The following is a 25163-nucleotide window of genomic DNA, read 5'->3' as shown; positions in this document are numbered from 1 at the left end:
TTAACGCGATGCTCCGGTCAGACCCGCAGCAGGCTTGCACCCCAGGTGAAGCCGCCGCCCATGGCCTCCAGCATGACCAATTGGCCGCGCTGGATCCGCCCGTCGCGCCAGGCGACATCAAACGCCAGCGGTACCGAAGCGGCCGAGGTGTTGGCATGCCGATCCACGGTGACCACCACTTTTTCGAACGGCAGGCCGAGCTTGCGGGCGGTGGCATCGAGAATGCGCATATTCGCCTGATGCGGCACGACCCAGTCGATATCCGCCGGCGCCTTACCGCCGAGTTCGAGCACTTCCTGCAGCACCTGGGCCAGATTGACCACGGCGTGGCGAAACACTTCGCGCCCCTTCATCCGCAGCTTGCCCACGGTGCCGGTGGTGGACGGGCCGCCATCGACGAACAGCAACTGATTGTGCGCGCCATCAGCATGCAAGCGCGAGGCGAGCACGCCCGGGCCATCTTCCGCCACATCCTCTGCCGCCAGGACGAAGGCGCCCGCGCCATCGCCGAACAGCACGCAGGTGGCGCGATCTTCCCAGTCCAGAATACGGCTGAAAGTTTCTGCCCCGATCACCAGCGCAGTGCGGGCCATGCCACAGCGCAGCATCGAATCGGCCGTGCTCAAGGCATATAGAAAGCCGGAGCACACCGCCGCCACATCGAACGCCGCGCCGCCGTTGCAGCCCAGGGCATTCTGCACCAGCGTGGCCGTGGCGGGGAAAGTCTGGTCCGGCGTGGCCGTGGCGACGACAATCAGATCAATGGCGGAGGCATCGATGCCCGCATCGGCCAGCGCGGCGCGGGCCGCATCGGTTGCCAGGCTGGAGGTCGTTTCCCCCTCCCCTGCAATATGGCGCACGGTGATGCCGGTGCGTTCCCGGATCCATTCGTCACTGGTGTCGACCTGGCTGGCCAGTTCATCATTCGACACGGCACGCTTCGGCAAGGCCGAACCGACACCCTTCAGCACGGAACGGATCACTTGTAGACTATCCCATTGCCATGATCGCGCAGGCGGTCTTCCCCCAATTCGGCGAGGTCGGCAGCAATCCTGTGTGTCAGGTCTTCTTCCAGCAAGCGAGCGGCCACGGCGACCGCATTGGCAACGCCGGCAGCATTGGCGCTGCCGTGCGATTTCACCACCACACCATTGAGGCCGAGGAAAACGGCGCCATTGTGGTTGTTGGGATCGAGATGATGGCGCAGCAATTCGGTCGCCGGGCGGGAGATCAGGAAGCCGATCTTCGAACGGACGGAGCTGCGGAACGCATCTTTCAGCAGATCGGTGACGAAACGGGCCGCCCCCTCGATCGCCTTCAGGGCGATATTGCCGGAAAATCCGTCGGTCACGACCACATCGACATTGCCGCGATTTATCTTGTCCGCCTCGACAAAGCCTTCGAAACGCAGCGCCAGGCCGGTTGCTTCGCGCAGCCGCGTGGCGGCAGCCTGGAGCGATTCGGTGCCCTTGGTGTCTTCGGTGCCGATGTTGAGCAGGCGCACACGCGGGGCATCGCTGCCGGTCACGATCCGCGAATAAGCCGCCCCCATGATGGCGAACTGCACCAGATTGCGGGCATCGCATTCGGTGTTCGCGCCCAGATCGAGCATGATCACATCGTGATCTTCGAGCGTGGGCATCAGCGCGGCGAGCGCGGGCCGGTCGATCCCTGGCATGGTGCGCAGGGCCAGCTTGGACATGGCCATCAGCGCGCCGGTATTGCCGGCACTGACGGCGGCCCCCGCATCGCCGCGTTTTACCGCATTGATGGCAAGGCCCATGGATGTCGTCTTGGCACGACGAAGCGCCTGGGTGGGCTTTTCATCGCCCGCCACAACATCCTCACAATGGAGGATTTCGGATGCTTCGCGCATGTTGGGGTGAGAATCGAGCGCCCGCTTGATGCGCTCTTCATCACCCACAAGCAGGAATTTGAAACGGTCATGCCGCCGGCGGGCGAGAGCCGCGCCGGACACCATTACCCCCACGCCTTCGTCCCCGCCCATCGCATCGACGGCGATACGCGGCAAGCTCATGCGCGAATTCCTTGGCTAAGTAAGGGCTTAGAGCCCGACCGAAACGACTTCGCGACCGTTGTAGTGGCCGCAAGCATTGCACAGATTGTGCGGGCGCTTCAGTTCGCCGCAATTGCCGCATTCATGGAAGGCTTCAACCTTCAGCGCATCGTGCGAACGACGCATGCCACGACGTGACGGGGATACTTTTCTTTTAGGGACAGCCATTTCGGCACCTGTTCCTTGAAATCTTTAGGTCAGCTTTGACGGTTGCCCCTAGGCCATGCCCCCTGCATTCGCAAGGGAAACGGCGACGAAGCGACCATGCGGTGAAGCCGCGCGCTATACCGATTTTTCGCGGCGGCGCAAGCGATGCTGCGCGGGGTTATGCCCGGGCAACACTCTCGAATAGGCGCCCATTGCGGCAAAGCGACGACATAATGAAGCAATTGTTCGACTGAGAGCTGGCTTACGGGTTTCAATTCGACTCGAAGCTGTTGTGATGCCCCCGATTCTTCCAGCACGCACCCTCCATCATCGACGGCGCAGGGTGATGCGGGTCAATTCTGACGGGCGGCCAAGGCGCAGGGCGAAACCGGGCCACAAGGCCGTGCCATTGCTGACATAAAGCACCATGCCGCCGAGATCGTAGCGGCCGGACACGAAGCCATTGTTGGCCGGGGCGACCAGCCGGTCGAGTCCGGTGATCATCCCGCCATGCGTGTGCCCCGACAGCTGGAGCGCGACCCCGGCATCGGCGGCCTTGCGTGCCAGCTTGGGCTGATGGTCCAGCAGGATGACCGGTACGCCCTGCGGCGCGCCATTCAGTGCGGCGCGCAGATCGGGGCCTGGCTGGCCGATGGCGGGCGCCGACAGATCGGTTACTCCCGCCAGCACCAGCCGGTCAGCGCCGCGTGACAGCACCGCATGGGCATTGGGCAGCATGCGGAAACCCATGCCCGTCAGATGGCGCATCCAGTCGGGGTAGCTGAAGTAATATTCGTGGTTGCCGGGGATCGCATAGACGCCATCGGGCGCACGCAGATCGCGCAGCGGTTCGACATCGGCGCGGCGCAGGGCGACGGAACCATCGATGAAATCGCCGGTGACGACGATCAGATCCGCCCCGGCGGCATTGGTGCGATCCACCACGCTGCGCGTCCATGTCGCGGGGAACAGTCGGCTGATGTGCATGTCCGTCAGCTGGATGATGCGATAGCCGTCAAACCGGGGCGGCAGGCCGGCAATGGCGATCTCCACATCCTTGACCGGCGGCACGCGGATCGCGTTCCAGACGCCTATCCCGGAAAGAATGGCCGCAGTGCCACCCATGGCGAAACGAAGCCAGTCCGGCGCGCCGATGAAACCGCGCCGCACAATGGCGGTGGCGATCAGGCCCAGATCGAGCAGGATCTGCAACACCGCCAGGATCAGCAGCGCGCCGAAAAGCCCATTGAACGCGATCACGATTTCGCGCGGGAATTCCGGATCGAAGATCGAGCCGGAGGAAAGCCTGCTCCACAGATGATATTGCGAACCGATCAGCAGCAGCACGCCCAAACCGGCCTTCCATGCCATCGGGATGGAAAGCGGCCAGAGCCAGCGCGCAAGAACATAGGCGCAGGGAATTGCGAAGAAGAGATGGGAGATGGGACTGGTCCTCGAGCGCGGATGAAGTGACCAGATAGGGGCTCTCGCGTGCGGGAGAAGGCGTGGGCTGCGTTTTCCGGTACCGCAGCTCATGCAGCGCGATGGACAGATTGCGGGTTTTAAACAGTTCAGCGATCCGCTCACTCTCGGTGAACGTGATGCGCCCGCCCATTTTCTGACCCAGATTATTTACAATGTCACGGCGCGACAGTATTTTGCGCTCCGGTCTGGCTGGCACCTCTGATGCAATTGGAGCATGCGAGGCGGGTTCTCCGGGCGTCTCTTGGGAGGCGACTAAAGGGTCAGCCAGATCGGCTTCGAGCCGACGCAGAGCCCGCTGCGTCCAGACTACCTGAGCCATTCAGGGGGCAGGCCTGTTTCAGCATCTGTTCCCCATTTCTTCAGCTACGCAGCGACCTCAGCGTGGTCGACGACCTTGCCCGCTCTATCCTCTGCGTCCGCCTCGATATCGGCCTGCGAATCCGCATCTTCCTGATCAGGACGGTCAAAAATGGCGCGTTCGGCAGTCATGAGGGGATGTTAACAGTGTTTGTGCGGGGGCGCGAGTCTCAGCATCAAGGCCCCCGTACTGATTGCAGGCCAACAGGGATGCCAGCCTGCTGGCAACCCTGTCTGAAGCCCTCCGCAGTCTACGCTCAGTTCACCCTGCGCTGGTGACGCTCCAGCCGCCGTCCACGCGGAAGGCGGCGCCGGTGACATAGCCGGCCGCATCGCTGGCGAGGAAGGCGACCGTTTCGGCGATGTCGCGCGGGGATCCGCGTTCGCGGAAATGCACGGCGGAATTGACGATTGCTTCCGCCTCATCCTCCGTAATTCCCTGCGCAGCGGCGAAGGTGGCGATGATGCTGTCGGTCATGCGGGTGCGGATCACGCCGGGGTGAACCGAATTGCAGCGCACGCGCCGGCCGTCTTCCGCCCCGATGATCGACAGCGATCGGGTCAGCTGTTCGACGCCCGCCTTGCTGACGCCATAGGCCAGGCCAGACGGCGTGCCCATGAAGGACACGATCGAGGCGATGTTGACGATCGCGCCGCGCCGCTGTTCCATCATATGCGGCATCACCGCCATGCAGCCCAGGAAGGTGCCGTCGAGATTGATCGACAGCACGCGGCGAAATTCTGCATAGCTGGTGGCGAGGCCGCCCTGCCCCAGATCGCCCTCTATCCCCGCCGCATTGACGAGCACGTCGATCTGCCCGCTGATGCCCAGGGTTTCGGCCACCACCGCATCCCATTGCGCGGGATCGGATACGTCATGGGCGATGAAGCGCCCGTCGATCTCCTGCGCGATCGCCTGCCCGGCCTGCGCCGCGACATCGGTGAGCACGACCTGCGCGCCCTCTTCCGCAAACAGGCGTGCCGATGCGCCGCCCAGCCCGCCGGCTGCTCCGGTGACGAGCGCCACCTTGCCTGTGAAACGTCCCATCAGTCCCTCCCCAGATCGAAGCCGGCGTAATTGTCAGCGGCCACCGCATTGCATTTGTCCCGATAGGCGCCGCAGCCGCCCAGATAGGGCAGGAACACCCGCCGCCCGTCACGCGTGCGGCCGTGGTACCAGCTGTTGGCGCGCGGAAAGAGCGTCTGCTGCGCGATGGCATCGGAATGTTCCATCCATTCCTGTTCCGCATCTGCCTGCGCTTCCAGCCGGGTAACGCCGCGTGCATCCAGATCGGACAGGCATTGCGCGATCCATTCGACATGCTGTTCGATCGACAGTACGACATTGCTGAGGACCGACGGGCTGCCGGGGCCGGTGATGGTGAAGAGATTGGGGAAACCGGCCACCGCCAGGCCGAGATAGGCGCGTGGCCCATCGGCCCATTCTTCCCGCAGCGACCGCCCGCCTTCCCCACGGATGTCGATCGCATTGATCGCGCCCACGACAGCATCGAAGCCGGTGGCGAAGACGATCACATCGGCGGGATAGGTGCCATCCGACGTCTGGATCGCATCGCCGGTGATCTGCGTGACCGGTTCTTCGCGCACATCCACCACGGCCACATTGTCGCGGTTCAGCGCATCGTAGAAACCGATTTCCGAACACAGGCGGCGGGAGCCGAGCGGATAGCCCTGCGGCGTGACCTTGCGGGCGGTTTCGGGATCGTTGATCTGCCCGGCGATCTTGCTCCGCGCGAATTCGGCGGCGTGGCTGTTCGATTCTTCATCGAACAGCAGATCCTCGTAAGCGAGCAGCAGCCCGGTGGTGCCGGCGGCCCAATGCTGTTCCAGCCGCTGCGCACGGGCATCGGCCGTCGCCTCCTTCGCCAGGCCCGGACTGGGGGTGGCGAAGAAGCCAAGCGGGGATTGCCGCGCCTGTTCGCGCAGGCCCGGCAATTGCGGGGCGATTTCGGCCAGATATTCATCGCTCAGCGGATGATTGCCAGCGGGCACCGCGAAATTCGGGGTGCGCTGGAACACAGTGAGTTGCGCGGCCCGCTTCGCGAGTTCGGGAGTGACCTGAATTCCCGAAGATCCGGTACCGAACAGGGCGACATTGCGGCCGGTCAGATCGACGCTTTCATCCCATTTCGCGGTGTGCAGCACTGTGCCGGTGAAGCTGTCCAACCCCGGCAGATCGGGCAGATTGGGTGCCGAAAGGGCACCAGTGGCCAGGATCAGATAATGGGCGGTATAGGCCTGCCCCCGGTCGGTTTCGACATGCCAGTAGGTGGCCGCTTCATCCCATTGCGCCGCCGTCACCCGCGTTTCGAATTGGATATTGCGGTTGAGATCGAACCGATCGGCGACATGTTCGAGATAGGCGAGGATTTCCGGCTGCGGGGCGTAGCGTTCGCTCCAGCGCCAATCCCGCTCCAGTTCCGGAGAGAAGGAGAAGCTGTATTCGACGCTGGGAATATCGCAGCGCGCGCCGGGATAGCGGTTCCAGTACCAGGTGCCGCCGACACCCTTGCCGGCTTCGACCACTTGGGCGGAGAGGCCCTGTTCGCGCAGCTTGTGCAGCATGTAGAGCCCGGCAAAGCCGGCGCCCACCACCAGCGCATCGAGTTTCACAGTTTCAGCCATGTCACTGTGCCCCCGCCAAGCGATCACGGAAGAACTGGCCGGCGGCATCGATTGCCTGCTGGCCTTCGGGCAGCATGAAGGAAAATGCCTGCCAGACGTGGATCATCTGCGGCCAGACCTCCAGCCGGACAGAGGTGCCCGCCGCGCCCGCGCGGGCCGCAAGCCCGGTGGCATCGTCGAGCAGGATTTCGGACGATCCGACCTGGATCATCAGCGGCGGCAGATCGGAGAGATCGGCAAACAGCGGTGAGGCGAGCGGCGCGCGCGCGTCCTGCCCCTGCAGATAATGCCCCGCCGCAGCGGCCAGCCCGGCCGGGGTGAGCGAAGGATCGGCATCGGCCTTGCTCTGCCAGCTGGCGCTCTGCCCGGTCAGATCGACCCAGGGGGACAGCAGCAGCGCCCCGCCGGGCGCCGGCTTGCCAGCGTCGCGCAGGGCGATCAGCGTTGCCATGGTCAGCCCGCCGCCGGCCGAATCCCCGGCCAGCAGGATGCGGGCGGCGGGAACACCCTGATCGATCAGCGCATCATAGGCGGCCAGAACATCATCGACCGGGGCGGGAAAGGGAGCCTCCGGCGCGAGGCGGTAATCGAGCGCGATGGCGCGAATGCCCGCCGCCCGGCCCAGCGCCGCCGGCAGGCCGCGATAGCCGCGCGCACTGCCCGCGACATAGCCGCCGCCATGCAGATAGAGCAGCACGCCATCATCTGACGTGCCATCCGCCCGGCATTCAAGCGCAGGGACCCCGCCCAGCGTGGTTTCGGTGAAAACCACCCCATCGGGTTCGGGCATGGTATCCAGCAAAGCAGCAAAGGTTGCGCGCACTTCGAGCGGGGGATCGCTGAAGTCCGGCCCACCGGCACGCATGCCGGCGATCAGCTGGTCCAATATTGCATTTGCCATTCAAGCCTCTCCGTCATTCCAGCTTTTGAAACCCGGGCCAGAGGGCATCCGGCGGGTCGCTGGGTTCAGACATGACGATAGGCGGCGCATTTCCGGCGGGCCTGCATGAGGGCGCAGTATTTTTGTACTGGGGCGAAATGGGTTGGATCAGCTGGTGCGGTAGCGCGGCAGATCGTCGGGCGTTCCACACCTGCCGATCTTGCAATTGTACAAGTTACTGTACATATTAACGCCAGGAGACCGCCATGGATGTGATCAGCTATTCCGATACCCGCGCTCATCTAAAAGAAATCATGGACCGCGTGGTCGCGGATCGATCGCCCGTGATCGTATCTCGCCAGAAGGCGGAATCGGTGGTGATGATTTCCCTGTCGGACTGGAATGCGATCGAAGAAACGATGCATCTGCTTTCGAGCAAGGCAAATCGTGCACGACTGCTGGATGCGGTGGATCAGCTGGATGGCGGCAAAGGCAAGGCGCGTGATCTTATCGAGCCATGAAGCTCGTTTTCGCTGACACGGCCTGGGAAGACTATCTTCACTGGCAGGCCCATGCGCCCAACACGCTGCGGAGAGTCAATGATCTGATCAATGAATGCCAGTGCACGCCGTTCAAGGGCACCGGTAAGCCGGAACCGTTGAAAGGCGATCTGAAGGGCTGGTGGTCCAGACGGATCACGCTGGAAGATCGGCTGGTCTATCGCGTCACCGGCACGGCGCCCAACCAGCAGCTGGAAATCGCCCAGTGCCGGTTTCATTACTGACCGATCCCGCCACAGCTGATCGAAATAGGGGGCAGCCCTGCGCCGCCCCTTGGCATGTCCTACATATTCGCGGCGGTCGGGCGGACGATGATCTCGTTCACATCGACGCCTTCGGGCTGTTCCAGCGCATAGCGGATCGCACGCGCGATGGCGTCCGGGGTCAGGGCTTGCTGTCGCCAGCCCTTCAGGGCATCGGACACCTGCGGATCGGTGATGTCATGGCCCAGTTCGGTCGCGACAATCCCGGGGGAAATCACTGTGGCGCGAATATCGTCATGTTCCTGCCGCAGCCCTTCGGTGATGGCCCAGACCGCATATTTGGTGGCGCAATAGACTGCCGCGGCCGGGACGACGAGATGGGCGCCGATCGATGCGACATTGACCACATGCCCTGCGCCCTGGGCGGTGAAGCGCGGCAAAACCGCCGCAATGCCATTGAGCACGCCATGGATGTTCACATCGATCATCCGCGCCCATTCGTCCCGCTTGAGCGCGGCGAGCGGGGACAGCGGCATGATGCCGGCATTGTTCACCAGCACATCTATGCGGCCGAACCGCGCCTCTGCAGCATCGGCGAAAGCGGCGAAGCTGTCCGGGCTGGTGACGTCGAGTGGCCGCCAGGCGACATTGTCCCCCAGTTCATCGGCCAGTGCCTGCAGCCGGTCTGCCCGCCGCGCACCGATGAACAGCCGCGCCCCGGCCGCAGCAAGTTCGCGCACGCTGGCTTCGCCGATCCCGCTCGACGCGCCGCTGATGAGAATGGTTTTGCCGTCAATTCCGTTCATGACATCAATCCTTCCGTTCAATCATGCAGCACTTGTGCCGGACAGCGGCGGCCATGCGTTAGATCGATCGACCGGGATCTTTGCCTGATTGTCCATATCAGCCAGAATGCGCTTGCGGGTAGCGGGCAGCTTGGGAAAGTATGGCGACATGCGAACGATTACCGATCTGGCCAATTCCATCCTGCAGCATGCGCCGCCATCCGGAATGAGCGGGACAGCGATAGCCGGGCTGTCCGTGATCCGGGCCGATCATCCGACCGTGCCCGTGCCGTCGGTCTATGAGGCATCGCTTTGCCTTATCGCCCAAGGCGCCAAGCAGGCATCGCTGGGTGATCACAGTGTCGTCTATGATGCCTCCCGCTATCTGCTGGTTTCGGTCGATCTGCCGCTGGTCGGCCATGTGATCGATGCCAGCCCGGATCGGCCCTATCTCTGTGCCAAGATCGACCTGAACATGGCGGCGCTGGCAGATCTGATAATTGCCGAAGGTGCGGCCCCCGTCCGATCCGATCTGCCGGTGCTGGCCGTCTATCCGGGGGAGCCTGCGCTGATCGATGCCGCGTGCCGGCTGATCGAACTGCTGGAACAACCGGCCAGCATCGGCGCGCTGGCCCCGCTGGTGGAGCGGGAAATCCTCTATCGGCTGCTGCATGGACCGCACGGCCCGCTGCTGCGGCAGATGTCGACCGCCGACAATCACCTGAGCCAGATCAGCCGCGCCATCGCGATTATCCGGCAGAGCTTCCACGAAAAGCTGCGGATCCAGGAGATTGCCGAAGCCGCCGGGATGAGCGCATCATCGTTGCATGCCCATTTCAAGGCCATCACGCGCCTGACGCCGCTGGAATATCAGAAGCAGTTGCGCCTGCAGGAAGCCCGCCGACTGATGATGACGGAAAGCGCCCCGGCGGGCGCCGCCGGATTTGCGGTGGGTTATGAAAGCCAGTCCCAGTTCAGCCGCGAATACCGCCGCCTGTTCGGCGCGCCGCCGCGTCAGGATATCGAGCGGCTGCAGGACAGCGAAAGCTTCATCGCAGCCGTTTGATCGCCGGGCAATTTACCCCGCAGCGATCGCCCGGTCGCTGACATAGGGGTTGGTCTGGCGTTCCTGTCCGAATGTGCTGACATCGCCATGGCCGGGCACGAAGGTCACGCCGTCGCCCAAGGGCCAGAGCTTGCCGGTGATTGCGTCGAGCAGATCCTGATGATTGCCCATCGGAAAATCGGTGCGCCCGATCGAGCCGGCGAACAGCACATCGCCGACGAAGGCGAAGCTGGTGCCGCGATGGAAGAACACCACATGGCCCGGGGTGTGGCCGGGGCAATGGATCACTTCGAGTTCGAGATCACCGACGGTGACCGTGTCGCCATCGACCAGCCAGCGGGTCGGTTCGAACACCTTGGTCTCGATGCCGAAACGCGGGCCATCATCTTCCAGCCGGGCGATCCAGAACCGGTCCGGCTCGGCAGGGCCCTCGATCGGCAGGCCGAGTTCAGCCGCCAGCATGCCGGCCTGGCCGCAGTGATCGGCATGGCCATGGGTGATCAGGATCTTTTCCAGCGTCACCCCGGCGCGCTGCACCGCGTCCTTCAGCTTGGGCAGATCGCCGCCCGGATCGACCAAGGCGCCGCGCATGGTCCGGCTGCACCAGATCAGCGAGCAATTCTGCTGAAAGGGCGTGACGGGAATGATCGCGGCGCGCAGTGCGGCCTGGGTGGTGGTTTCGGTCATGGGCGGTAAGTGGCCAATCGGGCGCCGGATTACAATCTCCCGCTCTTCCACACGACCCGACCGACCAGTTCGACATCGCCCGCCGACACGTCCAGCGGTTCGTACGCGGTGTTGGCGCTGATCAGCAGCATGCGGCCCGGCTGCCCGGATTGCACCCGCTTCACATGCAGCACATCGCCCAGCCGCAGCACATGCACCCCGTCGCGGAACGGGCGCTGGCTGCGATCGACCAGGATCTCATCCCCGTCGCGCAGCAGCGGTTCCATGGAATCGCCCATCACGCGGATGGCGGACAGCATGCCGGGCTCCAGCCCCTGTTCGCGCAGCCAGCGGCGGGAAAAGCGGAAGGCATCGAAGGCCACTTCCTGCCCGCCCCCCACAGCCCCGGGCCCGGCGGAGGCGCGGAGCGACAGCCGCGGGACATCGACCCAATCATCGCGTGGCGCAGCTTCGTAGGATTTATCCCCCGCCCCGCCCGGCCCACCGCCGAGCCGCGATTCATCCACCCCGAAAAAACGGGCGAGATTGCGCCGGTCGTCCTCTTCGAGCTTCTTGGGCGAACCCTTGGTTATATATTGCTGTAAATACGTACCATTCCTGCCGATCATACGGGAAAGCGCGGCAAGGCTGGTACCACGTTGCCGGGCGAGTTCGGCGAGTGTCTGACGGGCGTCCATGAGCATCATCCTGCGTCATCATAGGACAGTCACCCTATACGTAGTATTTTTCCTAGACAAGTAGGAAATTTCATCCGACACAGGGTTCCATCGACTCCACCCTCTCGCAGCTGCCCTGAACCAGACCATTCAAACATGAGGATTTTAAGGATGCTGATCCGCAAGATCGAGGTCTTTCTCCGCCAGACCGGCATGCCCGCCAGCCGATTCGGCCGGCTGGCGACGCGCGATCCCAATTTCGTCTACAGCCTGCGCAACGGGCGGGAGCCGCGCCTTGCCACGGAAAGACGGGTGGAACATTTCATGAACATATACCGGGAGAATGCCCATGCAGATTGAACCGATCCGCCCCTCCGGCCGCCACCGCCCGCGCCGCAACGCCGGCGAACGCGCCCGCAATGCGCTGGAAAAAATGATGGATGGACGCGGCTGCGTGCTGCGCCACCGGGAAACCGACTGGGCCAGCATCAGCTTCGCCGGCACGCGCCACCGGTTCGATCTGCGGTTCGAAGGCGAAGCGGCGATTGCCGTGGCCGAAGAGATGATCGCGGAGCTGCCCGATCATGAATTCACCATCCCCGGCCAGCTTGTGGCAGAGGCACGGGTGTGCGAGGTCGATCATCAGATGCACCCGCCGGTGCTGCTGATGTCGTGCGAATTGCTGTTGCTGGAAGAGGCGTGATGAGTGGGGAGGCGGAACATCATGCCGCCTCCCCCCTAGGTCACAGGCGGCGGATCACCAGATTGCGGATTTCGCTCATGTCTTCCATCGCGAAGCGGATGCCTTCGCGGCCCAGGCCGGAATCCTTGACCCCGCCATAAGGCATGTTGTCCACGCGATAGCTGGGCACATCGTTCACCACCACGCCCCCGACATCCAGATCGTCCCAGGCTTCCAGCACCTGGTGGATGTCGCGGGTGAAGATGCCGGCCTGCAGGCCGAACTTGCTATCATTGACCTGGGCCAGCGCATCGGCCCAATCGGTGAAGCGGGACAGATTGGCCAGCGGGCCGAAAGCCTCCTCGGTGTTGGCGGCGCATTCTGCCGGGACATCTTCCAGGAGTGTCGCCTCCAGCATGGCGCCGGTCAGGCCGCCGCCGCAGAGCAGTTTCGCCCCAGCTGCCACGGCCTCATCAATCCAGCCCTTCAGCCGGCTTGCCTCTTTCTCGGAGATCATCGGGCCGATGAAGGTATCCCGATCTTTCGGATCGCCGGCGATCAATGTCTTGGTCTTCGCCACCAATCGATCGCGCAATTCGTCATAGATATCGGCATGGGCGATGATCCGCTGCACCCCGATGCAGCTCTGCCCCGATTGGTAGAAAGCACCGAACACGATGCGTTCGACCGCGTGATCGAGATCGGCATCCCGATCGACCACGGCGGCGGCATTGCCGCCCAGTTCGAGCACGATCTTCTTCTTGCCGGCCTTCGCCTTCAGCGCCCAACCCACCTCGGGCGAACCGGTGAAGCTGAGCAGTTTCAGCCGTTCATCCGTCGTGAACAGATCGGCCCCGTCGCGATGGGCCGGCAGGATCGAGAACGCGCCTTCGGGCAGATCGGTTTCGGCCAGCACTTCGCCCATGATGATCGCGCCAAGCGGGGTGAGGCTGGCGGGCTTCATCACAAAGGGGCAGCCCATGGCGATGGCCGGGGCGACCTTGTGCGCGGCAAGGTTGAGCGGGAAATTGAACGGGCTGATGAAGCTGCACGGCCCGATCGGCACGCGCCGCCAGATGCCCATATAGCCCTTCGCCCGGGGCGAGATATCGAGCGGCTGAACCTCGCCATAATTGCGCACCGCCTCTTCCGCGCCGATGCGGAAGGTATCGATCAGGCGGGTAACCTCGCCCTCAGCATCCTTGATCGGCTTGCCCGCCTCCACGCACAGCGCATAGGCCAGTTCGTCGAAGCGTTCGCGGAACCGGTCCACGCAATGCTGCAGCACGGCCTGGCGTTCATAGCTGGCCAGCCGCGCCATCGGGCCGGCGGCGCGCACGGCACCGGCGATCGCTTCCTCGATGACATCGGGCGTGGCGAGCGCGGTGCGGAAGGCCACTTCGCCGGTGAATTTGTCCGTCACCACCAGATCGGTGTTGGGCTGCACCGGCTTGTTGTTCAGATAGAGCGGATAGACGTCTTTCAATTTGGGCATAAATATCCTCTTCCCGGTCGGTACCGGCTGTCAGAGCGCCGCGCTTAGCCGTTTGATGTCATTGTTGAGTATGGCGTCGTTTTCCGAATAATCGACCGGGCAATCGATCAGATGCACGCCCGGCGCGCTGCGGCAATGGGCCAGCAACCGGGCCAGATCGACGCTGCTTTCCACCCGATAACCCTTCGCGCCATAGGCCTGCGCATAGGCGACGAAATCGGGGTTGCCGTAGGTCAGCCCGAAATCGGCAAAGCCCATATGCGCCTGTTTCCAGCGGATCATGCCATAGGCATCATCGCGCAGCACCAGCACGGTCAGGTTCAGCCCCAGCCGGACCGCGGTTTCCAATTCCTGGCTGTTCATCATGAAACCGCCATCGCCGCAGATAGCCATCACCTTGCGATCCGGGAACAGCATGGCGCTCATCATCGCGCTGGGCAGGCCCGCGCCCATGCTGGCCAAGGCATTGTCGAGCAGCACTGTGTTGGGCAGATAGGCGTCATATCCGCGGGCGAACCAGATCTTGTAAATGCCATTGTCGAGGCAGATGATCCCGTCATCGGGCATCACCTCCCTCACCTGCTGCACCAGATGCGGCGGGAAGATGGGGAAACGGGCATCCGCTGCCAGCGCCGCCGTATGCTTCACCTCTGCCTTGCGGAAGGCGAGCATGGCATCGAAGTTCCAGTGGTTCTGCGGCTCCAGCCCCTGCTTGATTTGCCAGATGGCATTGGCGAGATCGCCGATCACCTCGATCTGCGGGAAATAGACCGGATCGACCTCCGCCGTGCGGGTCGACACATGGATCACGGTCGGCCCCTCGTCGCTCTCCTTCATGAAAAACGGCGGTTTCTCGATCACGTCATGACCCACATTGATGATCACATCGGCCGCCTTGACCGACCGATGCACGAAATCATCGGCGGACAGCGCGGCGCAGCCCAGAAACTGCGGATGGCGTTCATCGATCACCCCCTTGCCCAGCTGGGTGGTGATGAAGGGGATGTCGGTCTTGTCGACAAAGCGGCGCAGCATGCGGCAGGTCATGGTGCGATTGGCCCCGGCCCCGATCACCAGCAGCGGCGATTTTGCCTTCTGGATTGCGGCGACGGCGCGGCGTACCGATTTGCTGTCTGCCGAGGGGCGCCGCGCATGCGATGCCGCGATCGGGCGGGATGTCGCATGCTCCGCCGCGATATCTTCCGCCAGTTCGAGATGGGTGGCGCCGGGTTTTTCCTCCTGCGCCAGGCGGAAGGCTTCGCGCACGCGGCTGGGTATATTGTCCGCCGACACCAGTTGATGGGTGAATTTGGTCAGCGGATCCATCATCGCAACCACGTCCAGGATCTGGAACCGCGCCTGTTTGGATTTCCTGATCGGTTTCTGCCCGGTGATCATCACCATCGGCATGCCGCCAAGCTGGGCATAAGCGGCGCTGGTGACCAGATTGGTCGCCCCCGGGCCCAGTGTCGCCAGGCAGACACCGGCCTTGCCCGTGTGCCGGCCATAGGTGGCAGCCATGAAACCGGCGCCCTGTTCATGGCGGGTCAGCACCAGCCGGATCTTACCGGAACGGGACAGGGAATCGAGGAAATCGAGGTTTTCCTCGCCCGGAACCCCGAAGATATATTCCACCCCTTCGGCTTCCAGGCATTCGACAAACAAGTCGGATGCCTTCTGGCTGGCGGTGTGTTCGGTCAAGAATCCCTCCCATTTTGGGACAGCCTAGCCAGCGGAGGGGTGCCTGTCACCCCGCGCAGCGGCCCTTCCCGGAAGGGAACGCGCGAGCGGGGATCAGTATCCGCGCAACAGATCGACCTGGGCTTCCAGCGGCACGCCCTGGTGGAAGGCATCGCAGTTGCGGATGAAGCGGTCGGCCGCCCGCTGGCGGCTGGCCGGGGTGGGAATGCCTGAGAGATGCATGGTGATGTGGGCGTTGGGTAGCGACCACAGCAGATGATCGGCCGGCAAAGGCTCCGGATCGGTCAGATCGAGCATGGCACCGGCGATGCGCCCCTGCTGCAGGCTGTCGATCAGGGCCGGCTGATCGATGCAATCGGCGCGCGCGAAATTGATCAGCACTGCATCGGGGCGCAAAACTGCCAGTTCGGCCGCACCGATGATACCCGCCGTGTCGGGCGTGCCCGGCAAGGCCAGCACGATCCAGTCGAAACTTCCCAATTGCGCCCGCCATTCATCGGGGCCCAGTGCCCCCTCCCCCGAACGGCTGCGCACGGGGACGACATCGACATCGAAACCGCGCAGCATGCGGGCGATTGCCTGCCCGATCGCGCCATAGCCCAGCAGCAGCGCCCGGCTGCCCGCCAGTTCGCGCGTGCCCGGTGCCGCGGCCAGCCATTCGTGGCGATCCTGCGCGCGCACGACAGCCCGATAATCCTTGGCAATGGTCAGCATGCCCATCACGGCAAATTCCGCCACCTGGATGGCGGTGAGCCCGGCCCCGCAGGTCAGCGCCACGCCGCGTTGGTCCAGTTCGGCCAGCGGCAGCCAGTCGACCCCGGCATAGCCGCAATTGAGCCAGCGCAGGTCCTGCGCCAGTTCGACCGCGCGCAAGGCCGGCGGCTTCACATGCAGATCGAACCAGCCGATTTCCGCCTGCGGCGCCAGATCATGCATCTGCGCCACATCGGCCCACCAGCGCGGCACCACCCAAGCGGGCAGGCGCGGCTCCAGCGTGGCGCGCAGCGATTCCGGCAGAACGGCAATGGTCAATTGACACCCCATGGTCTTTGCAGGACGCTGGCACCGTAACGGGGGAGTTGCAGTGATGAAAAGGCTTATTGGCGCATTGTTGTTGTCTGCCTGCCTGGCCGCGCCGGCCGTGGCGCAGGATCTGCGCAGCGCGGAAATCGTGGTGACCGGATCGCGCATAGAGCAGGATGATTACGAGCGCGACATGCCGGCGGTGGGACTGCGGCGGAAGGCCGATTTCCTGGTCCAGCAGGTGATCATCCGTGGCGACACGCGCGATCAGACCCAGCGGCGGCAGGAAATCCGCGAGATGTTGCGCCGGGCGGTGCAGATCGCCGCTCGCGAAGGGGTGCAGCTGGCCTATGGCGATTATGTTCTCACCGCGCTGACTCTGGACAATATCGACGAAATCTCGCTGCAGAACGACAACCGGCCGGACAGCGAGCGATTGATATTCCTGGTAAAGGCCCCGCTATCCGGATCGGAAACGGGCAGTTCTGCCGAAGCGAGAATTGCCCGCTATATCGAGGCAGTACCCGAGGTGGGACGGGCGCAGATGGATGAATTGGGCGACGCCACCCTGTCCATCATCGGGCCGGACAGCTACCGCGCCGACATCGCCAAGGCGATTGCTGCCGACGCACACGAAATGGCCGGCAGCATCGGCGCGGATTATGCCGTGCAGATCGAAGGGCTGAACATGCCCGTGCAATGGGCACGATCCAGCCCATCCGAAGTTTTGCTGTATATCCCTTACAAGCTGCTGATCGTGCCGCAGCCGCGCTGAGATTCAGCCCTCACCCAGCCGCCATTCCCAACCGATCGGATCCCCGTCCATCACCTCCACCCCGGCGGCGGACAGTTCGTCGCGGATCGCATCGGAGGTAGCGAAATCCTTGTCTGCACGGGCGGCGAGGCGGCGGGTGAGTGCCTGGTCGATCGCGTCCTCCGTTATGGCCGCTGCCTTCGGACGCAGGCGCAGATCGCTGCGGGTGATGTCGAACAGGCCCAGCCCCATCACCGCATCCATGCGGGCGATGACGGCGCGCTTGGCCCCGGCATCGACCTTCTTCAGCGCCAGCACCTCTTCCAACGCGGTCAGGGCGATGGCGGTGTTGAGATCGTCGCTGATGGCAGCGTCGAACTTGTCCAGCATGGGCGCGAAGCGTGGGTGATCGGCATCGCCCGCTGCGGCATCGCCCAGCTTTTCCACGGCAATCAGCATGCGCTTCAACCGCACCAGCGCGGCGCCGAGCCCGTCCCAGCTGAATTCCAGCTCACTGCGATACTGCGCCTGCAGGCACATCAGACGATAGGCGAGCGGATGATAGCCACGGTCGATCAGCAATTGCAGGCGCAGGAATTCGCCCGAGCTCTTGCTCATCTTCCCGCTCCGCTCGACCAGGAAATTGTTGTGCATCCACATGCGCGCGCCGCTGTTGGCGGCGACATCCAGCCCGTTGGTACAGCAGAACGCCTGGTTCTGGGCAATCTCGTTCGGGTGGTGGATTTCGCGATGGTCGATCCCGCCGGTATGGATATCGAACGGGAAGCCGAGCAATTGCCCGCTCATCACCGAACATTCGAGATGCCAGCCCGGCGCGCCGCGACCCCAGGGCGAATCCCATTCCATCTGCCGCGTCTCGCCCGGCGGCGTCTTGCGCCAGATCGCGAAATCGGCCGCCTGCCGCTTGCCGGCAACCGCTTCGATCCGCCCTTCGCCCTCATCCGTGCTGTGACGCGCCAGCCGACCGTAGTCGGCGACCGAAGCGACATCGAAATAAAGCCCGCTGTCGAGTTCGTAGCAGTGCTTGTCCGCGATCTTTTCGGCAAATTCGATCATCGCCGGGACATATTCGGTCGCGATCGACCATTGCGCCGGCTGGCGGATGTTCAGCGCCTTCACATCGGCCCAATAGGCCTGGGTGTAATGCGCCGCGATATCCCAGATCGACTGCGCCTGTTGCGCAGCCATCTTTTCCATCTTGTCCTCACCCGCGTCGGCATCATCGGTCAGATGCCCGACATCGGTGATGTTGATCACATGGGTGAGCGCATAGCCCTTCCAGCTGAGCGTGCGACCCAGCACATCGGCAAACACATAGGCGCGCATATTGCCGATATGCGGATAGTTGTAGACGGTCGGCCCGCAGCTGTAGACGCGCGCCTCACCCGGATGGACGGGCTGGAAGGTTTCCAGCTGGCGGGTCAGGCTGTTGAACAGCTGCAGAGGCGTATCAGTCATGCCGCGCGGCATAGGTCGCCGCCCCGAATTCGACAAGCCGGGGCGTTGGCAGCAAGCGCGTTGAGGCAGGGGCGCGGGATCTTATCGATCCAGCTGCGGCACATCCACGCCGACAAGCTTCCAGGACAGGCCCTGCCGTTCGAAATGCAGCACTGGTGCGGGATCGCCATTGCCGGATTTCGGGGTCGCAGTGAAGCGGGTGAGCCCCTGGCGCGACACCTGCCATTCAGCCTCAGGCTCGCTCTGCCCCGGCGTTTGCGGGGTCAGTTGCCCGGTTGCGAGCAGATTGGCCACGCCATCGGGCGTGACAATCCGGTCCACCACGCTGCCGACCAGCGTTCCCGCCAGCAGCGCACCCACGCCGGCAATCGGATCATCCCGGCGTTGCCGCGCCTCCCGCGAGATCTGGCCCTGCAACTGCCCCTTCAGCGATTGCCGCACGGCCGGGAAATCCACCCGCTGTTCCAGGCCATCAGCATCATGCGCCATGGCCGCATCGCGCAAGCCGCTCATCGCCAGCCAGGGGGAAGCATAGACCCAGCCCGCCGCCGCGCAGAGCGCCAGCACGGTGATGATGATCCATTTGCGCATGGCGGTTCCTTATAATCCGGCAGATTGCCCATCAAACGGGGAGAAATTCCGCCATACAAGGCACGGATCGGCGGCCCGTGCAACGGCAGCGGTCATAGCGCAGCAGACAGAAACAGCAGTGCCACCCCCAGTGTGATGATGACGAGACCGGCCATTTCCCGGAGCGAGAGTCGGCGGCCGGATACCCGGCGGGACAGCAAGGCCGCCACCGGAACTTCTATCAGCGCCAGGGTGCGGACATTCGCGGCCGGGGTCAGCGCGAAGGCCATGAACCAGAAGGCAGAGGCCAGCGCCCCCAGAAAACCTGCACCGGTGCTGCGGCGCCATTCGCGCAGTGATCCGATGAATGCCTGCCGATCGCGCAGGGCCAGCCAGATGCCCAGCAGCAGAGTCTGGATGGTGAGGGAGGTGACGAGAATGGTCATCGACCGCAGGACGAAGCCACCGCCCTCCAATCCATCGATGGCGCCGCGAAAGGCGATCGAGGACAGGCCGAACAGCCCGCCCGACACCACGCCCGCGGCCATCATCCGCCCTTCTTTCAGGAGGTTGCGCAAATCCTGTGGCGCGATGGAGGATATCAGCACGCCGGCCGTGACGATCACCACGGCGATCCAGGCCAGCACCGACAAATGATCGCCGAGCAGGATCACCCCGAGCACCGCCACCACCACCGGTTCGGTCTTGATATAGGCATATGCCACGGCAAAGGCGCGCCGCCGCATCACCGCCAACATCAGCGCGGTGGCGAAGATCTGCGCCAATGCGCCCAGCCCCGCCCAGCCCCAGACATCCATCGTGAAATGCGGCAGGGGTTGGCCGCCGACCGCAAGCACCAGCCCCAGAAACAGCAGCGCGAACGGCAGGCCGAACACGAAGCGAACCTGAGTCGCGCCAAGCGTGCCGATGCGGCCGGTCAGCGAAGCCTGGGCGCCATTGCGCAGCACTTGCGCCACGGCACCTGCGATGGTGATGGGAACCCACAACATATCTGCCCGGCCGTGGCACAGGGCAGCGCCCGTGGCAGCAAAGCAATTGCTTGGGCGAGCCAAGCGGCACAGGGGGTGGTTCTGCGCTCCGATGGGCCTGTGTGCCGCACAAATCGGCCATTTGTGACGACTCCATGACACCACACATCTGCCCATGGCGCGGCGCATGACTCGCTGTTAGGCGGCCGCCATGCGAACCCAACCTGTGAGGCGCGGGCTCTATCGCACGGTTGATCCCGTGCTTGGAGAATGCGCCAGAACCGACCCCAAATCAGGCGATGGCTATCCATTCCTGATCCGATCCCTCTATGAGCTGCTCGGCTTTGCGCCAGCCTTCGACCAGCTGCCCGATCAGCAGGAATTCGAAAGGCGCCAAGGTGCTGCGGCAAGCCTGAACTCACGCATGGCCGCCTGAAGACAAGCCGCGCGAAAATCGCTGGCGGCGGGGCCGCCAGCGTATCTTTTACCTTAGCATTCCAAGCCGTTGAGCCGCATGATTTCCATGCGGTTGACATTGTCATCTGCCGCGTCATGTTACCGTTAACATGGATCCGGAACAGACCGGACCGGACATGAGGCAGAGGATTCCGCATGGCCAGCATGACGGGCGAGATGGCTACCCCCACTCGAGCGGAAACGATTGACGCTTGGCCGGCGCCCTGGCGCGGCTGGCTGCTGGTGGGATTGCTGGCGCTGGCATCGATCGTGTCGCAATTCGACCGCACGGTGATCAATCTGATGGTCGAGCCGATCAAGGCCGAATTCGGGTTGAACGACACCGCCTTTGGAGCCCTGCAGAGCGTCGCCTTCGGCATATTCTATGTCCTCGCCTGCATCCCACTGGGCCGCATGGCGGACAACCATTCGCGCAAGAACCTGATCGCCATCTGCCTGTTTTTCTGGAGCATTTTTGCCTGCGCATCGGGGCTGGCCCGCAGCTATGCCATACTGTTTCTGACCCGGATCGGGGTGGCTGTTGGTGAGGCGAGCCTGACCCCGGCGGGGCTGTCGATGTTGGCCGATCACTTCCCGCCCGAAAAGCTGGGCCGGCCGGTATCCGGCTTTCTGATGAGCGCCCCGATGGGGCAGGGCCTGGCCTTCATCGGCGGGGGTAGCCTGCTGACCATGCTGGCCGGATCGTCGCTGATCCATGGCGGAATGCTGGACGGTTTTGCTCCCTGGCAGGCCGCCTTTCTGATCGTCGGTGCGCCCGGCCTGCTGCTCGTGCCGCTGTTCCTGCTGTGCCGTGAACCGGCGCGGCGGGGTGCGCAGGAGCACGCCCTGCCCCCGCCTGAACGCGCGCTGCCTGCGCGCGAGGTGGTTTCGCTGGTCGGGGAGCGCTGGCGGGCGCTTGTGCCGATGTTCATCGGTTTCGCGATGGTGTTGCTGGTTGCCTATTCGGTGACCATCTGGGCCCCGGCGCTGTTCCAGCGCAGCTATGGCTGGGACCCGGCGAGGATCGGGCTGGGCTTCGGCCTGGCGCTGATCATTGCTGGCACGGCGGGCGTGTATGTGGCCGGGCTGCTGAGCGACCGGCTGGCGGCACGGGGGCATCGCGATGCCCCGCTGAAGGTGGCGGCGGGCGGCTTTGCCATTGGCGGGGTCTGCGGCACGCTGGCGCCGCTGATGCCGAGTGGCGAACTGGCGCTGGCGCTGCTGGCGGCAACGCTGTTCTTCTGCAACATGCCCTTCCCCTGTGCGGCGACATCGCTGCAGTTGATCGTGCCGAACCGGGCACGGGCCCAGGTGAGTGCGATCTATGTGACCTTCACCACGCTGGTGGGGCTCAGCGTGGGGCCAACGGTGATCGGGCTGATGACCGACTATGTGTTTCGCGACCCGGCCGATATCCGCTATTCCATGAGTGTGGTCATCGGCACCGCCGCCCCGATCATGGTGGTGATGCTGCTGCTGGCCATGCCTGCCTATCGCCGGTTCCGCGGTGAATAAAAGCAGCCGACAGGGGATGCGATGTATAGCGAGAGCGATGTTCAGTCCGCAGTGACAGCCGGCGCGATCAGTGCCGAGGCGGCGCAGGCGCTGCGCGATCATGTCGCCCGGATCAATGCCAGCCCAGCGGTGGACGAGGAACAGTTCCGCCTGATCACCGGGTTCAACGATATCTTCGTCACCATTGCCTGCCTGCTGGTGATCTTCGCCGCTGCTGCTGTCGGCAAGCCGCTGCCCCTGGCGGCCTGCAGCGGGATCTTTGTCGCCATCGCAGCCTGGGCCATGGCCGAGGCCTTCACCCGCAAGCGGCGCATGGCGCTGCCATCGATCGTGCTGCTGATAGCCTTCGTGGTGGGCCTGGGCCTGGCGGTCCTGTCCGGGCTGGAGCAGGCGATCCCGCAACACCGCCTCGTCGAATATTACGATTACGCCGGCGAACGGCAAAGATACGAAAGCTGGCAACACCATCCCTGGCAGATTGCCGTGATGCAGATCGCTGCTGCAGCCGCAGCCGGCATCGGCGCCCTGCTGCACTGGCGCCGGTTCCATGTGGCGATCACGATTGCAGCCGCCGTTGCGGCGTTGACGCTGTTCGTGCTCGCCTCCGTCGCGGCGCTGCGCAACCAGCCATGGGACGACAATGCGCTGATCGCCCCGGCGGCGCTGATCTGCGGGATCGGCGTGTTCGCCTATGCCATGTGGTGGGACATGTCCGACCGGGCGCGGACCACCCAGCGATCCGATATCGCATTCTGGCTGCACCTGGTGGCCGCGCCGCTGATCGCCCATCCGCTGTTCCACTGGATGGGCGTGACGAGCGGGGAGAGCATCAGCATGGTGACCGCCATCGGCGTGCTGGCGATCTATGTCGGTTTTGCCGCGATTGCCCTGGCAGTGGACCGGCGGGCGCTGCTGGTGTCGGCGCTCGCCTATGTGCTGATCGCGCTGGCCCAGCTGTTCCAGCTCTATGGCGCGGTGGAACTGAATGTGGCGCTGACGGCGCTGGTGATCGGTTCGGCGCTGCTGGCGCTGTCTGCCTGGTGGCAGATCATCCGGCGGCGGATCATGCAATTGTTTCCCGAAAGCGTGCAGGCAAGACTTCCGCCAGTAGGTTGAATGTGGCGCTTGCTACGGATTGGGGCCGTAATGCACACGGCCGCGGCCTGACGCCTTGGCCGCATAAAGCAGACGATCAGCCTCGGCGATCACCTCCGCCAGGGACGCCCCGCCCTGAGGAACTTCGACCGCGCCACCGCTGAACCGCAGGACGAAATCGGGCGCCAGCGCGATCGGGGCCGTTTCAGCCTCCGCCGCGACACGATAGAGCAGAACGCGCATCTCCGCCACGCCGCCCTGCGGGATAACCATCAGAAACTCTTCCCCGCCCCAGCGGCCGAAGAAATCGCCGGGCCGCATGGTTTGCCGGACCACGCCAGCGAAGGTCCGCAACGCATCGTCGCCCGCATCATGGCCATGACTGTCATTGCAAAGCTTGAAATGATCGAGGTCGAGAATTGCAACACAAGCTTGCCGGCCCCGTGTCGCAGCATGGGCAATGATCGCTGTCGCCCGCTCTTCCGCATGTCGACGGTTGGGCAGACCGGTCAATTGATCCACCGTGGCCTGTTCCCGATAAAGCCGGCGCTGACGGTAAAGGAGAAAGGCCAAGGCCCCCAACAGAGCTATGATGATCGCCCCCATCGCGCCAGCAAAGGCAAACAGGCGAATATCCTGCCGATGGTGAACCTCCTGCACCGTCAGGCTGTTCTGCAATTCTTCGGCCCGAAACCGGGCGCGGGTGACCGCCATGCTCTTGATCGCGGCCTGATCTTCCCGCTGTTGCATCAATTCGTTGGCGCGGGTCATGTCGGCAAAGGCGCGCGCATTGTCGCCCAGCGCTGCATAGGCCTTGCCGCGCGTTGCATGGACATCGGGAAGATAGAAGGATCCCAGGGAGCCATCATCGTGCGTGATCAACCGGTCGAGCATAGCCAGCGCTTCGCCTGGCTGCCCTTCATCGACCAGAATTTCCGCATAGATCGCAGCGATCCGTGATTCATAGGCGCTGCCTACCCCGATCATTCCGCGATAAGCGCGCTCGCACAGCCGTATCGCTTCTGACCGAGGCCCCGTTTTCAGCGTGGCAACACACAATCCTGTATCGGCCAGATCGCGCGCCAGAGGATTGCCGATTGAAATCGCGAGCGCGCGTGATCTTTCGAAATCAGCCAAAGCCAATTCATGCTGCCCCTGGCGCCAGAAAACCCAGCCGCGGATATACAGCTCATTCACGATCAGATCGTTGAGACCCTGGCGCTCAAAATGGCGGAGAGCCTCTGTATTGAGAGCGATGGCGTAGCGATAATCCCCCTGATAGCGAACGATCTGCGCCAGGATGGAGGCCGCGATGGCGTGTTCCCCCGGCCTGTTGCCGGCGGCGCTGTTGCGATAGGCATCTGCGGCAAGGGGAAAACCGTCTTCGGGATAATCGCTGTTCAGCAGGAACAATGCCGCCAGCGATCGCGCGCACATTCCCGCCGGGCTCGTATCGGGCAAGGCCTGGATTTGCGGCATGATGGACTTGATCGCATCTCTTTGCCGCCCATCCTGCGCGTCGATGGCCCACAGACGCAGCATCACCCACAGGGGCTGATCGTCGGACAGCCGCTTTGTTTCCATTTCGGCGAAGCTGAGAAAATCGCCATCCAGGTGCAGTGCCATCTGGCGAGCGTGATTGCGCACAATTTGCAAACGAACCATGCGGTCGCGCTGTTCGGCAGGAGTGGCTGCAATGGCCTGATCAATCTTGCGAATGGCCGAAACCGGATTGCGGCTGGCTTCCCGCATCATCCGTTCTGCCAAGGCATCATCGCTGCCCAGGCAATAGGCCGCCGCTGGCACCGGCATCGCCATGACAAGACAGATGCCAATCACGAAGCGTGTCAGTCGC

Annotated in this window: 27 protein-coding genes; 9 read left to right on the top strand and 18 right to left on the bottom strand. The window is 63.7% G+C overall.

Going from position 1 to position 25163, the window contains the following annotated elements; genetic code table 11:
- Positions 1-17: 17 nt before the first annotated feature.
- The 8 genes from GRI97_RS06450 to GRI97_RS06420 all read right to left on the bottom strand — a co-directional run bounded on the left by GRI97_RS06450 (position 18) and on the right by GRI97_RS06420 (position 7613).
- Positions 18-983 carry a beta-ketoacyl-ACP synthase III gene (locus GRI97_RS06450; protein ID WP_161390244.1) on the bottom strand — a complete coding sequence of 322 codons (966 nt, stop codon included), beginning with the start codon at positions 981-983 and terminating at the stop codon, positions 18-20.
- On the bottom strand, positions 980-2038 hold the full coding sequence (plsX, locus tag GRI97_RS06445; protein ID WP_161390243.1) for a phosphate acyltransferase PlsX: 1059 nt from the start codon (positions 2036-2038) through the stop codon (positions 980-982). The genes GRI97_RS06450 and plsX overlap by 4 nt, the downstream gene beginning before the upstream one ends.
- Before the next feature lie 27 nt (positions 2039-2065).
- Positions 2066-2245 (bottom strand): 50S ribosomal protein L32, encoded by a 180-nt coding sequence (gene rpmF / locus GRI97_RS06440; RefSeq protein ID WP_161390242.1) that lies wholly within the window; start codon positions 2243-2245, stop codon positions 2066-2068.
- A gap of 306 nt (positions 2246-2551) precedes the next feature.
- Positions 2552-3595 carry a metallophosphoesterase gene (locus GRI97_RS06435; protein WP_235917626.1) on the bottom strand — a complete coding sequence of 348 codons (1044 nt, stop codon included), beginning with the start codon at positions 3593-3595 and terminating at the stop codon, positions 2552-2554.
- Between the two features lie 477 nt (positions 3596-4072).
- Positions 4073-4198, bottom strand: a complete 126-nt coding sequence (locus tag GRI97_RS18785) for a hypothetical protein (RefSeq protein WP_268891155.1) — start codon at positions 4196-4198, stop codon at positions 4073-4075.
- A gap of 130 nt (positions 4199-4328) precedes the next feature.
- Positions 4329-5114: an SDR family NAD(P)-dependent oxidoreductase gene (locus GRI97_RS06430; protein ID WP_161390240.1), complete on the bottom strand. Its 786-nt coding sequence runs from the start codon at positions 5112-5114 to the stop codon at positions 4329-4331.
- Positions 5114-6712, bottom strand: a complete 1599-nt coding sequence (locus tag GRI97_RS06425) for a flavin-containing monooxygenase (RefSeq protein WP_161390239.1) — start codon at positions 6710-6712, stop codon at positions 5114-5116. Before GRI97_RS06425 ends, GRI97_RS06430 begins: the two co-directional genes overlap by 1 nt.
- 1 nt (position 6713) lies before the next feature.
- Positions 6714-7613: an alpha/beta hydrolase gene (locus GRI97_RS06420; protein ID WP_161390238.1), complete on the bottom strand. Its 900-nt coding sequence runs from the start codon at positions 7611-7613 to the stop codon at positions 6714-6716.
- A gap of 245 nt (positions 7614-7858) precedes the next feature.
- Between GRI97_RS06420 and GRI97_RS06415 the strand changes: the two genes are divergently transcribed.
- Together GRI97_RS06415 and GRI97_RS06410 are read left to right on the top strand one after the other, a co-directional pair.
- A complete protein-coding gene (locus GRI97_RS06415) occupies positions 7859-8113 on the top strand; it encodes a type II toxin-antitoxin system Phd/YefM family antitoxin (RefSeq protein ID WP_161390237.1) in 255 nt (84 codons plus the stop codon).
- Positions 8110-8376 (top strand): Txe/YoeB family addiction module toxin, encoded by a 267-nt coding sequence (locus GRI97_RS06410; protein WP_161390236.1) that lies wholly within the window; start codon positions 8110-8112, stop codon positions 8374-8376. The genes GRI97_RS06415 and GRI97_RS06410 overlap by 4 nt, the downstream gene beginning before the upstream one ends.
- A 59-nt stretch (positions 8377-8435) precedes the next feature.
- On the opposite strand, the gene GRI97_RS06405 is transcribed toward GRI97_RS06410, so the two are convergent.
- The gene (locus GRI97_RS06405; protein ID WP_161390235.1) at positions 8436-9161 is read right to left on the bottom strand and encodes an SDR family oxidoreductase; all 726 of its coding nucleotides are present in this window, start codon (positions 9159-9161) and stop codon (positions 8436-8438) included.
- Between the two features lie 148 nt (positions 9162-9309).
- Between GRI97_RS06405 and GRI97_RS06400 the strand changes: the two genes are divergently transcribed.
- Complete coding sequence (locus GRI97_RS06400) at positions 9310-10206, top strand: AraC family transcriptional regulator (protein WP_161390234.1); 897 nt, start codon at positions 9310-9312, stop codon at positions 10204-10206.
- 12 nt (positions 10207-10218) lie between these two features.
- Here the strand turns inward: GRI97_RS06400 and GRI97_RS06395 are convergent, their stop codons facing one another.
- Positions 10219-10893 (bottom strand): MBL fold metallo-hydrolase, encoded by a 675-nt coding sequence (locus GRI97_RS06395; protein WP_328598505.1) that lies wholly within the window; start codon positions 10891-10893, stop codon positions 10219-10221.
- A 29-nt stretch (positions 10894-10922) separates the two neighbouring features.
- A complete protein-coding gene (locus tag GRI97_RS06390) occupies positions 10923-11579 on the bottom strand; it encodes a S24 family peptidase (protein ID WP_161390233.1) in 657 nt (218 codons plus the stop codon).
- A 141-nt stretch (positions 11580-11720) separates the two neighbouring features.
- On the opposite strand from GRI97_RS06390, the gene GRI97_RS06385 reads away from it, so the two are divergent.
- Together GRI97_RS06385 and GRI97_RS06380 are read left to right on the top strand one after the other, a co-directional pair.
- Complete coding sequence (locus GRI97_RS06385) at positions 11721-11909, top strand: hypothetical protein (protein WP_161390232.1); 189 nt, start codon at positions 11721-11723, stop codon at positions 11907-11909.
- A complete protein-coding gene (locus tag GRI97_RS06380; protein ID WP_161390231.1) occupies positions 11899-12252 on the top strand; it encodes a hypothetical protein in 354 nt (117 codons plus the stop codon). The genes GRI97_RS06385 and GRI97_RS06380 overlap by 11 nt, the downstream gene beginning before the upstream one ends.
- 40 nt (positions 12253-12292) lie before the next feature.
- Here GRI97_RS06380 and GRI97_RS06375 read toward each other — a convergent pair whose 3' ends face one another.
- The 3 genes from GRI97_RS06375 to GRI97_RS06365 form a co-directional block, all read right to left on the bottom strand.
- Positions 12293-13726: an aldehyde dehydrogenase family protein gene (locus tag GRI97_RS06375; protein WP_202392595.1), complete on the bottom strand. Its 1434-nt coding sequence runs from the start codon at positions 13724-13726 to the stop codon at positions 12293-12295.
- Positions 13727-13756: 30 nt separating this feature from the next.
- On the bottom strand, positions 13757-15427 hold the full coding sequence (locus GRI97_RS06370) for an acetolactate synthase large subunit (RefSeq protein ID WP_161390230.1): 1671 nt from the start codon (positions 15425-15427) through the stop codon (positions 13757-13759).
- Positions 15428-15520: 93 nt separating this feature from the next.
- Complete coding sequence (locus GRI97_RS06365) at positions 15521-16459, bottom strand: D-2-hydroxyacid dehydrogenase (RefSeq protein ID WP_161390229.1); 939 nt, start codon at positions 16457-16459, stop codon at positions 15521-15523.
- A 55-nt stretch (positions 16460-16514) separates the two neighbouring features.
- On the opposite strand from GRI97_RS06365, the gene GRI97_RS06360 reads away from it, so the two are divergent.
- Positions 16515-17225 carry a TonB-dependent receptor gene (locus GRI97_RS06360; protein ID WP_161390228.1) on the top strand — a complete coding sequence of 237 codons (711 nt, stop codon included), beginning with the start codon at positions 16515-16517 and terminating at the stop codon, positions 17223-17225.
- A 3-nt stretch (positions 17226-17228) separates the two neighbouring features.
- Here GRI97_RS06360 and cysS read toward each other — a convergent pair whose 3' ends face one another.
- The 3 genes from cysS to GRI97_RS06345 form a co-directional block, all read right to left on the bottom strand.
- The gene (gene cysS, locus GRI97_RS06355) at positions 17229-18683 is read right to left on the bottom strand and encodes a cysteine--tRNA ligase (protein ID WP_161390227.1); all 1455 of its coding nucleotides are present in this window, start codon (positions 18681-18683) and stop codon (positions 17229-17231) included.
- Between the two features lie 81 nt (positions 18684-18764).
- Positions 18765-19274 (bottom strand): DUF2939 domain-containing protein, encoded by a 510-nt coding sequence (locus GRI97_RS06350; protein ID WP_161390226.1) that lies wholly within the window; start codon positions 19272-19274, stop codon positions 18765-18767.
- 92 nt (positions 19275-19366) lie between these two features.
- Positions 19367-20263, bottom strand: a complete 897-nt coding sequence (locus tag GRI97_RS06345; RefSeq protein ID WP_161390225.1) for an EamA family transporter — start codon at positions 20261-20263, stop codon at positions 19367-19369.
- A 190-nt stretch (positions 20264-20453) separates the two neighbouring features.
- Here GRI97_RS06345 and GRI97_RS06340 point away from each other — a divergent pair, with 190 nt between their 5' ends.
- The 3 genes from GRI97_RS06340 to GRI97_RS06330 all read left to right on the top strand — a co-directional run bounded on the left by GRI97_RS06340 (position 20454) and on the right by GRI97_RS06330 (position 23329).
- The gene (locus GRI97_RS06340) at positions 20454-20678 is read left to right on the top strand and encodes a hypothetical protein (RefSeq protein ID WP_161390224.1); all 225 of its coding nucleotides are present in this window, start codon (positions 20454-20456) and stop codon (positions 20676-20678) included.
- Between the two features lie 176 nt (positions 20679-20854).
- Positions 20855-22213, top strand: coding sequence for a spinster family MFS transporter (locus GRI97_RS06335; protein WP_161390223.1), 1359 nt, complete (start codon positions 20855-20857; stop codon positions 22211-22213).
- A gap of 21 nt (positions 22214-22234) precedes the next feature.
- Complete coding sequence (locus GRI97_RS06330; RefSeq protein WP_161390222.1) at positions 22235-23329, top strand: hypothetical protein; 1095 nt, start codon at positions 22235-22237, stop codon at positions 23327-23329.
- Between the two features lie 12 nt (positions 23330-23341).
- On the opposite strand, the gene GRI97_RS06325 is transcribed toward GRI97_RS06330, so the two are convergent.
- Complete coding sequence (locus GRI97_RS06325) at positions 23342-25126, bottom strand: GGDEF domain-containing protein (protein ID WP_161390221.1); 1785 nt, start codon at positions 25124-25126, stop codon at positions 23342-23344.
- Positions 25127-25163 lie beyond the last annotated feature (37 nt).

The sequence above is a fragment of the Croceibacterium xixiisoli genome, from assembly GCF_009827305.1.
Lineage (GTDB): Bacteria > Pseudomonadota > Alphaproteobacteria > Sphingomonadales > Sphingomonadaceae > Croceibacterium_C > Croceibacterium_C xixiisoli.
The sequence above is the reverse complement of the archived record's forward strand: the minus strand, read 5'-3'. Positions and strand labels throughout refer to the sequence as shown.